Annotated in this window: 15 protein-coding genes, 1 pseudogene and 1 riboswitch; of the genes and pseudogenes, 2 read left to right on the top strand and 14 right to left on the bottom strand. The window is 42.4% G+C overall.

Features of this window, described 5'->3' with window-relative positions:
• Window positions 1–90: 90 nt before the first annotated feature.
• The 3 genes from guaA to E4K67_RS10265 form a co-directional block, all read right to left on the bottom strand.
• The gene (gene guaA, locus E4K67_RS10275) at window positions 91–1,623 is read right to left on the bottom strand and encodes a glutamine-hydrolyzing GMP synthase (RefSeq protein WP_135546306.1); all 1,533 of its coding nucleotides are present in this window, start codon (window positions 1,621–1,623) and stop codon (window positions 91–93) included.
• A gap of 25 nt (window positions 1,624–1,648) precedes the next feature.
• The gene (gene hpt, locus E4K67_RS10270; protein ID WP_135546305.1) at window positions 1,649–2,191 is read right to left on the bottom strand and encodes a hypoxanthine phosphoribosyltransferase; all 543 of its coding nucleotides are present in this window, start codon (window positions 2,189–2,191) and stop codon (window positions 1,649–1,651) included.
• Window positions 2,192–2,381: 190 nt separating this feature from the next.
• The gene (locus E4K67_RS10265) at window positions 2,382–3,044 is read right to left on the bottom strand and encodes a LolA-like protein (RefSeq protein WP_135546304.1); all 663 of its coding nucleotides are present in this window, start codon (window positions 3,042–3,044) and stop codon (window positions 2,382–2,384) included.
• A 200-nt stretch (window positions 3,045–3,244) separates the two neighbouring features.
• Here E4K67_RS10265 and E4K67_RS10260 point away from each other — a divergent pair, with 200 nt between their 5' ends.
• On the top strand, window positions 3,245–4,243 hold the full coding sequence (locus E4K67_RS10260; protein WP_243454407.1) for a DUF3231 family protein: 999 nt from the start codon (window positions 3,245–3,247) through the stop codon (window positions 4,241–4,243).
• A gap of 216 nt (window positions 4,244–4,459) precedes the next feature.
• On the opposite strand, the gene E4K67_RS10255 is transcribed toward E4K67_RS10260, so the two are convergent.
• The 8 genes from E4K67_RS10255 to moaA all read right to left on the bottom strand — a co-directional run bounded on the left by E4K67_RS10255 (window position 4,460) and on the right by moaA (window position 11,583).
• Window positions 4,460–5,146, bottom strand: a complete 687-nt coding sequence (locus tag E4K67_RS10255) for an SGNH/GDSL hydrolase family protein (RefSeq protein ID WP_135546303.1) — start codon at window positions 5,144–5,146, stop codon at window positions 4,460–4,462.
• A gap of 605 nt (window positions 5,147–5,751) precedes the next feature.
• Window positions 5,752–7,389, bottom strand: coding sequence for a chaperonin GroEL (gene groL / locus E4K67_RS10250; RefSeq protein WP_135546302.1), 1,638 nt, complete (start codon window positions 7,387–7,389; stop codon window positions 5,752–5,754).
• 35 nt (window positions 7,390–7,424) lie between these two features.
• On the bottom strand, window positions 7,425–7,709 hold the full coding sequence (gene groES, locus E4K67_RS10245; RefSeq protein WP_135546301.1) for a co-chaperone GroES: 285 nt from the start codon (window positions 7,707–7,709) through the stop codon (window positions 7,425–7,427).
• Window positions 7,710–7,974: 265 nt separating this feature from the next.
• Window positions 7,975–8,808 carry an NYN domain-containing protein gene (locus E4K67_RS10240; RefSeq protein WP_135546300.1) on the bottom strand — a complete coding sequence of 278 codons (834 nt, stop codon included), beginning with the start codon at window positions 8,806–8,808 and terminating at the stop codon, window positions 7,975–7,977.
• Between the two features lie 202 nt (window positions 8,809–9,010).
• A complete protein-coding gene (locus E4K67_RS10235) occupies window positions 9,011–9,508 on the bottom strand; it encodes a MogA/MoaB family molybdenum cofactor biosynthesis protein (RefSeq protein ID WP_135546299.1) in 498 nt (165 codons plus the stop codon).
• Window positions 9,508–9,942, bottom strand: a complete 435-nt coding sequence (locus tag E4K67_RS10230; RefSeq protein ID WP_135546298.1) for an MOSC domain-containing protein — start codon at window positions 9,940–9,942, stop codon at window positions 9,508–9,510. Before E4K67_RS10230 ends, E4K67_RS10235 begins: the two co-directional genes overlap by 1 nt.
• A 195-nt stretch (window positions 9,943–10,137) precedes the next feature.
• On the bottom strand, window positions 10,138–10,608 hold the full coding sequence (gene moaC / locus E4K67_RS10225; protein ID WP_135546297.1) for a cyclic pyranopterin monophosphate synthase MoaC: 471 nt from the start codon (window positions 10,606–10,608) through the stop codon (window positions 10,138–10,140).
• Between the two features lie 3 nt (window positions 10,609–10,611).
• On the bottom strand, window positions 10,612–11,583 hold the full coding sequence (moaA, locus tag E4K67_RS10220; RefSeq protein ID WP_135546296.1) for a GTP 3',8-cyclase MoaA: 972 nt from the start codon (window positions 11,581–11,583) through the stop codon (window positions 10,612–10,614).
• A gap of 101 nt (window positions 11,584–11,684) precedes the next feature.
• Window positions 11,685–11,816, bottom strand: a riboswitch (molybdenum cofactor riboswitch).
• A 153-nt stretch (window positions 11,817–11,969) separates the two neighbouring features.
• Between moaA and fdhD the strand changes: the two genes are divergently transcribed.
• Window positions 11,970–12,755 carry a formate dehydrogenase accessory sulfurtransferase FdhD gene (gene fdhD, locus E4K67_RS10215; RefSeq protein WP_135546295.1) on the top strand — a complete coding sequence of 262 codons (786 nt, stop codon included), beginning with the start codon at window positions 11,970–11,972 and terminating at the stop codon, window positions 12,753–12,755.
• Here fdhD and mobA read toward each other — a convergent pair.
• The 3 genes and pseudogenes from mobA to E4K67_RS10200 form a co-directional block, all read right to left on the bottom strand.
• Window positions 12,745–13,305: a molybdenum cofactor guanylyltransferase gene (gene mobA, locus E4K67_RS10210; protein ID WP_338031861.1), complete on the bottom strand. Its 561-nt coding sequence runs from the start codon at window positions 13,303–13,305 to the stop codon at window positions 12,745–12,747. The two genes, fdhD and mobA, sit on opposite strands and share 11 nt — an antisense overlap.
• 49 nt (window positions 13,306–13,354) lie before the next feature.
• A pseudogene (locus E4K67_RS30610) lies at window positions 13,355–13,540 on the bottom strand (glutaredoxin family protein); the annotation flags it as partial.
• A gap of 203 nt (window positions 13,541–13,743) precedes the next feature.
• Window positions 13,744–14,418: a class I SAM-dependent DNA methyltransferase gene (locus E4K67_RS10200; RefSeq protein ID WP_135546924.1), complete on the bottom strand. Its 675-nt coding sequence runs from the start codon at window positions 14,416–14,418 to the stop codon at window positions 13,744–13,746.
• Between the last annotated feature and the right edge of the window lie 16 nt (window positions 14,419–14,434).

Genomic DNA, 14,434 nt, shown 5'->3' with positions numbered 1-14,434 from the left:
GGGGGACTCTAAGAATCCCCCAAGGTATCTTCAAATAAACGAAAGCCCATTAGAAGGAGTCCTACTTCCTCTCTAATGAGCTATGTGACCCTACTCCCACTCAATCGTTCCAGGAGGTTTCGAGGTAATATCATAAACAACCCTGTTGACCCCTTGTACCTCGTTCACAAGCCGCGAGGAGATGCTTTCTAAGAGATCATATGGAAGCCTTGCCCAATCCGCTGTCATAGCATCTTCGCTGGTGACTGCTCTCAGGATAATAGGGAACTCATAGGTTCGGCTATCTCCCATTACTCCGACACTCTTGATCGAAGGGAGAACAGCGAAACTTTGCCACAATTCACGATACATTCCTGCACGTCGAATTTCCTCTATAATGACGGCATCTGCTTCCCGTAAAATGTCGAGCTTTTCACGGGTCACTTCCCCAAGAATACGGATCGCTAGTCCAGGTCCAGGGAAAGGTTGACGCCAAACAATCTCTTCACTCATCCCGAGTTCAATTCCGAGTTCACGCACTTCATCTTTAAAGAGCATCCGTAACGGTTCAATGAGTTCAAATTGAATGTCCTCAGGCAAACCACCAACATTATGATGGCTCTTAATCGTTTCCGCAGTATCTGTCCCGCTCTCCACAATATCTGGATAAAGAGTTCCTTGAACCAAGAAATCGACCTGACCAAGTTTTAAGGCCTCATCTTCAAAGACGCGGATAAACTCATTGCCGATCGCTTTGCGTTTCAATTCAGGCTCGGATACCCCTTGTAGCTTTTGCATAAATCGTTCATGGACATCCACAAACACCAGATTCAGCTGGAACTGTTCTGTGAAAACCTTCCTAACCTGCTCCGCCTCATTTTTGCGCATAAAACCATGGTCGACAAAGACACATGTCAATTGATTCCCCACTGCCCGGTGCACTAAAGCCGCCGCCACAGAAGAATCTACTCCACCGCTCAGAGCACAAAGGACATGTTTCTTTCCGACCTTGGCACGGATCTCTGCCACTTGTAACTCGATAAAGGACTCTATAGTCCAGTCCCCAGCACATTTACAAATGTCATAGAGAAACTTTACTAACATCTCTTGCCCATCGGGAGTATGCTTTACTTCAGGATGAAACTGGACACCATAAAAATGTCGTTCTTCATCCATCATGGCTGCAATCGGAGTATTCCAAGTATGAGCAGCTACCACAAAACCCTCAGGCAATTTGTGCACGGAATCACCGTGGCTCATCCAACACGGGCGCTCGCCACCTAAGTCTTTCCACAGATCCTTTGTAACATCAACTGTCAGCATTGCTTTCCCATATTCGCTCGCTTCAGGATGTTCTACGATTCCTCCGAGTTGAACAGTCATCAGCTGCATCCCGTAACAAATCCCCAGTATGGGAATTCCTAAGTTATAAATTTCGGGGTCGACAACAGGTGCATTCGGTTGATTGACACTTGCTGGTCCGCCCGAAAAGATAATTCCTTTTGGCTTGCGAGCCCGAATCTCCTCAATCGGAATTTTATGAGAAACCATTTCAGAATACACGTGAGCTTCCCTTACACGACGAGCAATTAGTTGATTGTATTGTCCTCCAAAATCCAAAACCAATACGACTTCCTTGGGCACTTTTCATCATCCATTCCTATTAAAATTAGTTAATCTCATAAGCTTCTTGTTTTAGCACACCGATATAGGGGAGATTCCGATACTCTTCGTTGAAGTCAAGACCATAACCCACAACAAATTCATCTGGAATCGAAAATCCGTTGTAATCCGGAGTAACATCCGCTTTCCGACGAGCGGCTTTGTCGAGTAGGGTAACTACCTTTACGCTCAAAGGATTCCTGGCTCTTAAGTTTTCTTTTAGGTACTTTAAAGTTAATCCCGTATCTACAATATCCTCTGCAATTAAAATGTGAACATCCTCGACGCTACGTTCTAAGTCCTTAAGGATGCGCACTACGCCAGAAGACTGAGTTGAGACGCCATAGCTTGATAGGGCCATAAAATCATAAGCTAAAGGCAATTTTATCTCTCGGATAAGATCCGCCATAAAGGGAACAGCACCCTTTAAAATCCCAAGAACTAAGATTTTCTTTCCTTCGTAATCTCGAGTAATCTCAGCACCTAGTTCTACTACACGCTTTCCCAATTCTTCCTTGGAAATTAAGACTCTATCAATATATTCTTCCATTAAGGACACCTCCACTTTACGATAAAACTTATCTTAGAACTATATCAGAGGCTTGTCCATTGTGCAAACGTTTTAAGCGTCTATATTGAGCTAAAGTACTAATTTATTCGCTATGATACTAAAGGGACAGGATAGTACCCATGAGAGGGTATATTCCTGCCCCTTTTCTAGCCATTGTAAGAAATCCACTTTATACATCCGGCGCTTGTATAGTTATCTTCTTTCCAATATCCTTAAACTCCAGTGTCATTGTCATAGGATCTGACTTCAATTTATTTTTTGCTTCGATTGTTGCTTTTACGACAATCTTATCAGACTTACGAACATAAAGTGTATACTGGAAATCGGTCCAAAATACCTCCATCATTTGATTCTGCACACTGGGCGATAAATGACATACCCATACTTTTTCTCCGTTAACTTTCTCTTGGTTGCTAAGCATCACCTCTCCAAGCTCTTTGATTTGAAGCGAAGATAAGGGGTTGAGCTCCGCCAAAAAGACTTCCTGAGCTGCTAGAGCGTTTTCAAATCTGATCCACTTCTTACTAAAAGGATCTTTGCTATAGGTAGAATCCCCGATTTTGATCATCTCTACTTCGCTTCCAGCCAGTTGTCCCAAGATTCGAGTATTCCCACCATCTTTTTCTCCTAAAACTTGCGTGAGTACCCGATCCTTTCCCTCGACCCATTGATGCTGGGTTAAACTGTAGCGAAAAGAGGTCGCTGCGTTCAATTGTTCCAAACCGTGTTTGACTAAATCACTAGGGTCTGGTTGCCATAAAAGGCGTCCTAGAAGCCCCCCCATCAACACGATTCCGATTCCGATGACTAACCCAATTCCTCTTTTCTTCATCTCATGCCCCCTTGGCGGAGTTCTTACCCTATTAATATGATAAACCAGCCTGCCCTATTCCAATGATGTTGACATTCAAATATTATCTTTTCCAGAAAAAGAGGCTTGAGTCCACTCTAGCGATTAACTAAAAACATGCAGAATATCAGAAATCAAAAGGGTAACTAATAGAAATGAAATGTGATAATGGAGGATTGATTATGAGCGACTTACAACAACAATATACTCGAAGCGATTCAGAGCAAGTTCCTTTCGGAGTCGTCCAACACAACTTGACAGATATTTTGCCTTCAGCTTCTGAAGTTGGTCATCTTTGGACAAGTTACTTAGCGGAATGTATGTCTGTGTGTTTTCTCAAGTATTATGTGGCTCAATCTAAAGACCCCGACATTCACGCTGTTTTACAACGCGCACTTGATGTCTCAAGCCAACGAGTAAACACTATGGAGGACATTTTTAATTCGATTCATCATCCCATCCCTGAAGCTTACGGTGAGTGTGATGTCGAGGTCAATACTAAGCAGTTATTTTCCGAGAGTTTTACACTTAAATATACTAGACTTATGCACAAGTTTATTTTAATAAATTATAGCAATTCGTTAAGCCTATCTTCGCGCTCTGACATTCGCAGTTATTTTTCTGAATGCCTAACTACTTCATTAGAAATACATCAAAAGGCAACGGAGATATTATTAGCAAAAGGCCTATTACTAAAATCCCCCAGCATTGTGACCCCTGATAGAGTAGACTTTGTACACAATAAAGATTACCTTGGCTCTATTTTTGGTGCCAAAAGACCTCTTAATGCAATGGAAATCAGTCATATCACCTCGTTAATAGAAACTAAGGAGTTATTAAAAACCTTAAATTTAGGTTATGGTCAAGTCGTTAAGTCTGAGAAGGTTAAGCGTTTTATATCTGAGGCAAAACAAACCGCTGATAAGCAACTAAAGAAGCTAAGTTCTTATTTAGATGATGAAGATCTACCTCATCCAATAATATTATCAAACCTAGTGACCGAATCTACTGAATCTCCACATAGTGATAAATTAATTTTATGTCACGTCACCGTTGTTATAGCAGCTATTATTGCCGAATACGGACTTTCGGTGTCTAATACTGCTAGAAAAGATTTGGCTATTACCTTCACTAATTTCTCAATTGAGGTTCTTGCTTTAGCTAAGGATGCGCAGAGTTAATGATTGAATGCGGATGGCTAGAGAAACTTCCCCAAACAGCAAGCCGTAAGGAATTGATGAACTAACTATATGTAGAATTCTTGCAGCAAGCATAAAAGATATCAACAAGAAAAAGCCTTTTAAGAGTTCTGTGAACTCATGAAAAGCCTCTAATTTTTTAAAATTCATCGTGGTCAAGACGTGGAGATTTTATATTACTATTGTCATATTATAGTGTTACTTTCGCTCGACAGCGTTTATTACCGTAACTAATCGTTTATACATGAAGTCTGACATCAGATAATAACCTGCGTCATTTGGATGAAGTCCATCCATCAAAAATGCACCCAAGGTAACTTCATCTTGCGGAAATGCACTCCATACATCTAATAAGTTTGATCCAGTCTTAACAGATGCATTAATAATTGCTGTTCTGATACCCAAAAATAAAGATTCATCCAAGGAAACCATAGGAGGTTCAACAATGCAAAATATATCCGCGTTGGGGGCCTTGCTTTTAATGTCATTGATCAACTGTATATATTTCTTACTGAACTGATCTGGCGTGTCAATAATTCTATCTATTCTTCCTGCGCAAATAAATACAGCATCTGTAGTACTTACTATCTCTGTTGCTCTCTTTAAGCAAGAATCAATAGTAGTTCCTGCTGAAGCTTTGTTGTCCCACACTATTTTGTTTGAATACTTATTGAATAAAGATGTTTCAAGATCGGAATTCCATCCAGTCGTTAAGGGATTTGAAGCACCTTGACTAACAGCAATTGAGTCCCCAAGAATCACAGCGTTAACTGTACCACTTTTCAGCTTGCTAATACCTGTCAAGACATGGTCATTAGTAACTATTGCAATGGCTATTCCTAACACCAGTATTACTGTCAATAAATATATAATTATCTTCTTCATGGATCTTACTCTCTTTCTTATGCAAGATACAACACCTGTTTTATTTCAATTTAGGTCAAGCGTCCCAAAGACATATAAGTTGTACTCTTATTACCTATAATGGACTATGTTACTTTGTTTTTTAATATAAATCAATTCCTCCCTTCAATTATTTGATAGAAATATTACGAGCTCAGAGCAATACCGCTTCTGGTAGCTTTACTGTACGTTTTCATCTCAACTTAATGTCTTTAGCATTAAAATCCCTTCTCATTAATGTGTGAAAATAACATACTTTTAGCTGAGTAATAAATGTTGATTTAATTAAGAGGAAAGAATTAATCATCCCCTTACAATGCGTCATTTTATCCGAATGAATATTAACGTTTGATTGCATCCCATATCCCATCTAGTCCCGCATTAAGAGTAGGTTCGTCCAAGACGATGAAAAAAGAGGCTTCCCACAAGTTCAGCGAACTCATGAAAAGCCTCTAAGATTATTTTACCCATCGAAATGCAAAGAATAGGTGTACCCTATAAGGGCATCATTTTTCTAGCATTTTAATGTGAGCATTTAGGTTTCGAAATAAGGCAAGTTCTCTGATACCAAAGGTTTCAGAACAACCTTACATCATGCCGCCCATGCCGCCCATGCCACCCATGCCAGCCATAGCGCCTGCGCCGCCATCCTTAGATGGAATGTCAGAGACTAAGCACTCGGTGGTCAGAAGCATAGCAGCAATGGAACCTGCATTTTGTAGAGCTGACCGAGTGACTTTAGCTGGGTCAACAATACCAGCAGCAATCATATCTTCATAGACTTCAGTTAACGCATTAAAGCCAATTCCTCGTTTACCTGATTCACGAACTTTCCCAACGACAACGGAGCCTTCATGCCCGGCATTGTTGGCGATTTGACGAAGGGGCTCTTCGAGTGCACGGCGAATAATATTCACACCAGTTGCCTCGTCACCGACTAAATTAAGGGCATCAAGTGATTGAATGGCATCAATTAGAGTTGTACCTCCACCAGATACAATACCCTCTTCAACAGCAGCACGAGTGGCAGCCAAAGCATCTTCAATTCGGAGTTTCTTCTCCTTCATTTCGGTTTCAGTTGCTGCACCAACTTGAATAACTGCAACTCCACCGGATAGTTTTGCCAAACGCTCTTGGAGCTTTTCACGATCGAAGTCTGAAGTAGTTTCCTCAACTTGTCGTTTGATAGCCTCTACACGTTGCTTGATATTTTCGGAGTTACCAGTTCCTTCTACAAGTGTAGTTTCCTCTTTGGTTACCCTAACTTGACGGGCACGTCCGAGCATTTCAATAGTCGTATTTTCCAGCTTTAAGCCGAGATCTTCTGTGATAACAGTTCCGCCTGTAAGCACTGCAATGTCTTCAAGCATAGCTTTACGGCGATCGCCAAAGCCTGGTGCTTTAACTCCAACACATACAAAGGTACCGCGGAGCTTGTTGACTACGAGGGTTGCTAACGCTTCTCCATCGATGTCTTCAGCAATGATCATCAGTTGACGACCAGCTTGTACTACTTTTTCCAGGACTGGTAAAACGTCTTGAATCGCACTGATCTTCTTATCGGTAATCAGAATGAAAGGATCATTAAGTATTGCTTCCATTTTTTCTGTATCGGTAATCATATACGCCGAAATATAACCGCGGTCAAATTGCATTCCCTCAACCACTTCAAGTTCCGTCGTCATGCCTTTTGCTTCTTCAACGGTGATAACTCCGTCTTTACCGACTTTCTCCATTGCCTGAGCAATGAGGTCACCGATATTTTTGTCGCTTGCAGAGATTGAAGCAACTTGAGCAATGGCTTCGCTTGTCTCGACGAGTTTGGCATTCGCTTTAATGTCAGCGACTACAGCCTCAACTGCTTGCTCAATTCCACGTTTAATGCCCATTGGATTTGCACCAGCCGCGACATTCTTGAGCCCTTCGCGAATGATCGCTTGTGCTAATACTGTAGCAGTCGTTGTGCCATCTCCAGCTACATCATTTGTTTTGGTAGCTACTTCTTTAACGAGTTGAGCTCCCATATTTTCAAATGGATCTTCCAATTCGATGTCTCGAGCAATCGTTACTCCATCGTTTGTGATCAGAGGAGATCCGAATTTTTTGTCAAGGACTACATTGCGACCTTTAGGCCCTAGAGTTACACGGACAGCCTCAGCCAGCGCATTAACACCGCGTTCTAAAGCATGACGAGCATCTTGATTAAAAATTATTTGTTTTGCCAACGTAATTCCACTCCTTAAATTTTAGTCTTATTTAATTAGCCGATAATTGCTAAGATATCTGCCTCTTTTAGGATTAAGTACTCTTCACCATCAAACTTAACTTCTGTACCTGCATATTTGGAATAGATTACGCGATCGTTCACTTTAACATCAAGAGCAACGCGAACACCCTTTTCCATTTTACCAGGACCCACAGCGATAACTTCGCCTTCTTGTGGTTTTTCCTTTGCGGTATCTGGCATGTAGATTCCACTCTTAGTTTTTTCTTCCATCGGGAGCGCTTTGATGATCACTCGGTCTGCGAGAGGTTTAATGTTCATGAAGAAAAGTCCCTCCTATTATTTTATTTAATATTTGTTAGCACTCGACTCAGTTGAGTGCTAACAATATATCTATAATAATATGCAAGGGGGCACCGGAAAGCAACCCCCTATATGCCCCAAATATAAGCATTAATGCTATATTTTCTCTATCAATCGAGTCAATGCTCATTATTTCAGGCGTTATATATTATTAAGTCCAAGCCCTCCCCCTGGGCGCATTTCCACATCCTCTAAACACTATAATTGCCAGATTTCCATGTTTCTATGCATGATTAGGCTCAGTAATCAACTTTTGACGCTGAAATACTTCTTCCCGCATGGATCCTAACGCTTCCAATACTATAGAATTCTCCAAATTGAGAAGATATATTTTTGTTTTACCAATTTTGAGATTTGGATCAGGGTGCTCCCTCTCAATGAGTATCGATTCTTTTAACGTATACCGAATAAACTCTTTAACTTGTGAAATAGATCGACCTAGAAGCTCTGTTAAAGCGGCTCTCGCCTTTGTTGATGCAACATAGGGCAAGCGAGTCTGAAGAGTTCCCAAGATCTGAATCCCTTGCTCCAAATCCTGCTCAGGATAATACTCTGTTTCAGGTTTTTCGTGGATAACCCACTGTAAAAGATCTTCCCCCTCACAATAAGGGTGTAGAGCATGATGAATACTGCCTGCTACCCCAATCACTCTGACTTCTTTCCCCCAGGCTCGGACTTTTCTGAGTAAGGAAAGAAAATCTCCATCCCCCGTAAGCAATACAAACATGTCAAACGTTGAAGCTCGCGTTAGTAAGATTTCCTGAGCCTCAAGCATTAATTCAAGATCTGCGGCATTACGGCGCAGTCCCGTACTAGCATAATTATTCTTTCCAAAGACATGACGCGTAAAGACATTCGTTTTCTCAAACGTCGTTTGTGTTCGCCAAAACTCTTCCCGGTCAAAGTTGGCGTAAAGATAAATGGCCAATAAGTCGATATCGTTCCGTTTTGTATAAATTTGTAAAAACTGTACCAATTGTTCCGGAGTTAAGTCATAACCCCGCTCTAAAAGACCTGTCCAGATGTTTTCATAATCGACAAATGCAATGGCTTTCACAATATTCACCTCGCAAGCCATATGTCTACCCTATTATACGCAAAACTATGGACAGTGGTGACAAGCATCATAATCAAGACTAAGGGCAAGCTCGTACAAAAAAGGGTTGGCAATTAGCTGCCAACCCCTTTTTGTTTTGTAGGTTCGATTATATCGTGGACTCCTCACCGAAGTTTCGATATTCAATTTTAGATGAATGAGTTCACTTGACGTTTGTCGCACACTCACTGGCTTCCCCTTTGAGGATTTGAATTCCATGTGGAATGGCTGGGGCAATTGCTGCAAAACATTCGCGTACCGCCTTCGGGCTACCAGGCATATTGATAATCAGTGTCTGCTTACGAAGGACGGCTACAGCTCTGCTTAGCATAGCCTTACTCGTCACTTTTAAGCTTTCCATCCGCATCACTTCAGCAATCCCAGGCACTAAACGATCTGCGACAGATAACGTGGCTTCAGGCATCACATCACGCATCGAAAAACCCGTCCCTCCGGTCGTTAAGATCAAATCCAGGCGAAGTTCATCCGCCCACTGGCGCATTTTTTCTGCAAGTAATGTTTGCTCGTCCGGGAGAACCACATACTCCACGACCTCCCCACCAATCTCTTGAACAAGCTTAATCAACGTCGGCCCAGAGAGATCCTCTCTTTCTCCACGCGATCCTTTATCACTAGCTGTGATCACCCCAACACGAATCATTACTCTATCACCTCGATGCTGTCTCCGACACGAACCGCTCCACCTTCCAATAAGCGAATAAAGATTCCTTCCTTCGGCATGACACAGTCCCCAGCCTGATAAAAAATTGCACATTTCGTATGGCATTCTTTACCGATTTGAGTTACTTCTCCGATACTAGATTCCCCTATCTTTAGTTTTGTTCCAACAGGTAGTGTGAATAATTCCACCCCTTCTGTTGTCAAATTTTCAGCAAAATCCCCTGGTCCAACATCCAATCCTTTGTCTGTCATCTTCTTAATGCTTTCCATCGCTAACAAGCTGACCATACGGTGCCAATCTCCGCCATGCGCATCTCCTTCAAGGCCAAAGCCAACTTTCAGAATTCCTTCGCCCACATTTTTTTTCCGCATTCCCTTACGTTCACTTGTACAAACAGCAATTATTTTGCCCATTTTATAAATCCTCGCTTTCATTAAACCTCATTCTGATTTTTCTTACTTATCATTAAGGAAACTCGCGTTTGCGGGAACTCAGATTCATCCAATCGCGAGGCTCCCACTTTTACAAATGGGAGTAGGAGCGGACTCTTATCCCTAAAGCAATAGTTGATCTTGCCCATGACTTGTGCGACGTGCAATAATCACGTGCTACGAACTACGATAATGTCCGCTTTTTCCCCCTGACTTTTCAACGAGATAAATATCCCCAATAGTCATTGTCTTATCCATGGCTTTACACATATCGTAGATCGTTAACGCAGCAACACTGACTGCCGTTAGCGCTTCCATCTCAATTCCGGTTTTGCCATTTACTTTCACGATCGCTTCAATATTTACCTCATCAGGTTCCACTAAGTTAAAACTAAGCTTAGCCCCAGTAATCATGAGCGGATGGCACATCGGAATTATCTGTGATGTCTGCTTTGCTGCCATGATCCCAGCAACTTGAGCCACTGCCAAAACGTCCCCTTTGGCGATTAGTCCAGATCGAATGCGTTCAAACGTCTCTGGTTTCACCGTGATTTTCCCTCGAGCAATTGCCATACGGGCCGTTTCCGCTTTGTCACTGACATCCACCATTCGGGCGCGCCCTTCTTCATCAAAATGCGTTAAATCCATTTCTTACCCTCCGATCTGAGACATTACACGTCGGCCCTGCAATGCTTCGTCATTCATATGATGCTCCGCTGGTTTATGCCAAACTGCTTGGGCAAAAAGTTCCATTATGTCTTCGTCCGCAGTTCCATTTCGAAGGGCATCACGCAGACTTACTTCATGTTTACTATGCAAGCAAGGGCGCAATTTCCCATCCGCCGTTAAGCGTACACGATTGCATGTATCGCAAAAATGACGGCTCATGGCGCTGATAAAGCCAATACTACCTTTAAAGCCTTTTGGCTGAATATACTCAGCTGGCCCCCCACCCAGGATATCGTGCGTTGGAACGTACTCTTCTAGTCCTAGGATTTCTTTCATTTCTTGAATTGGTACAAAATCAGCCCTATGCTCGGAACTAATACCAATTGGCATAAGTTCGATGAAACGAACATGTAGCGGGTACTGCTTTGCTAACGTCAAGAAGCTGGGCAACTCGTCCGTATTAAACCCACGGACAACCACGACATTGATCTTAACCGGGTTCAGGCCAGCCTCAAGCGAACGAAAGACTCCTTGAACCACAGTGGCAACATCCCCCCCACGGGTGATATCGAGAAAACGCTCTGGATCCATGGTGTCCAAACTGATGTTGACTCTCTGTACGCCTGCCGCTTTTAAATCAAAAGCCATTTCTGGGAGTAACAGTCCGTTCGTTGTAATCATCAGGTCATCAACTCCAGGGATTTTAGCCGATTCCCGCAGAAAGTCCAAAATCCCTTTGCGAACTAAAGGTTCTCCCCCGGTAATACGAAAACGACGAAACCCTAATTGCGTACTTATCCTCATTAGTCGAAGTATTTCTTCAAAGGAAAGAATGGATTCATGCGGCATCCACTGCACTCCTTCAACTGGCATACAGTATTTACAGCGTAGATTACATCGATCAGTCACTGAGATTCTTAGATAGTCGATTTTCCTTTGAAATTGATCCTTCATAATAATCCTCATTTCAAGAATAAATTCTCTGCCTCAGCGGGTGCGGTCTATTTTATTGCACACAAAAAAACCCGCGGTCTGTAAACAACCGGGGGATTCAATCCACCTGTCGACAGACTCCTTTCCTACAGGAGATATTACGGTTTCCCATAATACCCGAGTGCCTTGAAGGCACTTGTCTGGTCACCATAGCTTCTGCTTTAGGTAATCCAGCTTTGGAGCGATGACGAATATTTAATCTCTTCGATATTGTATTAATTCGCGATATATTGCAATATTCCTTTTTTCTGAGTTACCAAATTCATTTTGTCAATTTTTTAGTAAAACCATTCAGATTTTACTAAAAATATTGTAAACTAGAGAGAGCAAGCTCAGAGGAGGTAAAAATGCCAAACGAAACGGTTACACACTCCATTCTCAAAGCCAATGGTCTCACCCTCGAATGGGTAGAAGACGAAGTGGTTCGAGAGGTTCCGTTAACCATCCACTACAATGGCGAGGAAATCGCGACGCTTTTGTGTTCCCCTTCCCAAACTGAAGAACTCGTCTATGGATTTCTTCTCAATGAAGGGTTTATCCGCGTTCCACAGGACGTGCAGGAGCTTCGCCACGATCCCTCCGACCATTTAGTTTGGGTTGAAGGAAAACCATGCAACTTGCAAAAAGAGCTGATGAGCAAACGCTTTGTTTCCGCCTGCTGTGGTAAAAGTAGAGCCTCATTTTGCTTTGCCAACGACGTTCTAATGGTTACACCACTCACATCGACCTACTCCATTCCACTCCAAGAAGCCTATAGTTATGTCCAGTTTCTACAATCCAACTCGAACCTCTTTGATTTAACGGGAGGCGTTCACAGCGGAGGGGTCGGCTATCAAGGTAAAGTACTCCAGATGAGCTATGACATTGGTAGACATAATGTCTTTGATAAACTTAGTGGTAGCGCCTTTAACACAGGCTTAAATCTCGAAAACCATGTGATTTTTTTTAGTGGTCGAGTTTCCTCAGAGATCTTGCTCAAGGTAGCTAAAATGAAAGTTCCTATCCTCATTGCTCGTGGTGCACCAACAGATATGGCTCTTTCTCAGGCGGCTGCTTTGAACATCACTGTTATAGGGTTTGCGAGAGAGCAGCGCCTTAATATCTATACCTGTCCTGACCGAATTATCCCTTAAGGATCGCCGACCAGTCTTCTGGGGTGTTCACATTGCAAAAGACTTTACTCAAATCAGAAAACGCCTGCAATTCCGTTTCTCCCACATACCGTACAGAACAAGATGGATAAAAATCAATAATCTTGAGGCGACCCGCCTCAAGATTACTTTTTATTGTGGGAAGGCAACGCCGATGATAAAAGGCGTGTAGTGGGTGGAGACCGGATTGAAGGTGTGGAACGACAACATCATACTCTGGAATCCATGAAGACAAAAAGCGGATAAGCTCTGCTCTTAAAAAAGGCATATCACAGGCCACAAAAAAAACCTGATCATAGGTCGCTACTTTTAAACCCTGATACAGCCCTTCTAAAGGACCTTGACCAAGAGTCTCGTCTAGAATGATCGGTACTTCGTAACCTTCATACAGTTCGGATTTGTTGCTGCTGATCAAAACTTCTGCAAATACTGTTTTTAAGACAGTTAAACTCCGCTCTACTAGAGGCTTTCCTTCAAGTTCAAGGAAGGCCTTATTTCTTTTCATTCGCGAACTTTTCCCGCCTGCTAGCAAAATACCAGTCGCCTTCAACTTTGGAAGTTGATCATCGGCCTGCAGTATATTAGTAATTTTTAAAGACCTCCTCGTATTCTGCAGACGAGAAGCGAGTCAGAATCCGATCCCCCACAATAGTTACGGGAACTCCAATCTTATCGGTCACTTTTCTCAGTTCTCTTAAGTGCTTAAAAATTAGAATATTTCTTTCAGTATACTTAATCCCTTTGCCCGAAAGGAATCGCTTAGCGCTAAAGCAGTGTGGTCAAAGGGGTACGGTATACATAATTACATCTTGTTGTATTATAAGTCTTCACCCCACAACTATTTTATTTCTATCTGAAATTAGACTATTGTTCTGAGTTCAATGTACCATATAGGACTTTTATTGTCACGTTACAATAAAAGAGAGAGTCCGCACAATATTTGCGTCTCTCATTTATCTAATATCAACAATCATTCTTTTACCCACTTAGCGACCATAAAACTCGGGGTCGTATTTTTTTGTTCTTCCATTGTTAAAGCTCGTTCCACCGAAGAAACCTCCGGCGGAAAATAAAGTGCTTTGCCAAGTACCAGCCGTCCGCCTACCTTCCATTGACGAATTTCAGCTTCCGTATAAAGCCGTGCGTGCGCAAAAACGGATTCAGGTTTCGCAATAGCTTTTTTACGATAGAACTCACCCCAGGACGCGTCTCCCGCAATAACTCCAATCACCAGACATCCATTGGGCTCTAGATGCTCAAATAATCGAGCTAAAATCTCCTCCGCATTTGGAACGAACTCGAAAGCGCTCATCGTAAGAATACCCTGATATTGCTCGAGTTGATCCATAATTTGAGTAATATCTGCATTGAGCCACTTAACCTCATATCCTAGGTTCGTAATTTTCTCTCGCGCTAGGGCCATCATTTTCTCAGATATATCAACCGCCGTGATCTGATAACCCTGTTCTGCTAGCTTAGTGGTGTATTGTCCTGTTCCACACCCTATTTCTAAGATCTTGGGACCAGAGGGTTGGAACAACTGAAAGGCCAGATCCCGCTCTACTTGATCGGCGACTCGTCCTATTTCTGTATCGTACCACTTGTCATAATCATCAGCGATCCGGTCAAACAATTCAATTGATATTTTAATCACTCCCTAC

This window comes from Desulfosporosinus fructosivorans (genome assembly GCF_004766045.1).
In the GTDB taxonomy this organism is placed as follows: Bacteria; Bacillota; Desulfitobacteriia; order Desulfitobacteriales; family Desulfitobacteriaceae; genus Desulfosporosinus; species Desulfosporosinus fructosivorans.
The sequence above is the reverse complement of the archived record's forward strand: the minus strand, read 5'-3'. Positions and strand labels throughout refer to the sequence as shown.

Excerpts from the sequence above, each read along its gene's own strand:
- hpt (WP_135546305.1), bottom strand. The coding sequence starts at position 2,191 with ATGGAAGAATATATTGATAGAGTCTTAATTTCCAAGGAAGAATTGGGA.
- E4K67_RS10265 (WP_135546304.1), bottom strand. The coding sequence starts at position 3,044 with ATGAAGAAAAGAGGAATTGGGTTAGTCATCGGAATCGGAATCGTGTTG.
- E4K67_RS10260 (WP_243454407.1), top strand. The coding sequence starts at position 3,245 with ATGAGCGACTTACAACAACAATATACTCGAAGCGATTCAGAGCAAGTT.
- E4K67_RS10255 (WP_135546303.1), bottom strand. The coding sequence starts at position 5,146 with ATGAAGAAGATAATTATATATTTATTGACAGTAATACTGGTGTTAGGA.
- groES (WP_135546301.1), bottom strand. The coding sequence starts at position 7,709 with ATGAACATTAAACCTCTCGCAGACCGAGTGATCATCAAAGCGCTCCCG.
- E4K67_RS10235 (WP_135546299.1), bottom strand. The coding sequence starts at position 9,508 with ATGATTCGTGTTGGGGTGATCACAGCTAGTGATAAAGGATCGCGTGGA.
- E4K67_RS10230 (WP_135546298.1), bottom strand. The coding sequence starts at position 9,942 with ATGGGCAAAATAATTGCTGTTTGTACAAGTGAACGTAAGGGAATGCGG.
- moaC (WP_135546297.1), bottom strand. The coding sequence starts at position 10,608 with ATGGATTTAACGCATTTTGATGAAGAAGGGCGCGCCCGAATGGTGGAT.
- moaA (WP_135546296.1), bottom strand. The coding sequence starts at position 11,583 with ATGAAGGATCAATTTCAAAGGAAAATCGACTATCTAAGAATCTCAGTG.
- fdhD (WP_135546295.1), top strand. The coding sequence starts at position 11,970 with ATGCCAAACGAAACGGTTACACACTCCATTCTCAAAGCCAATGGTCTC.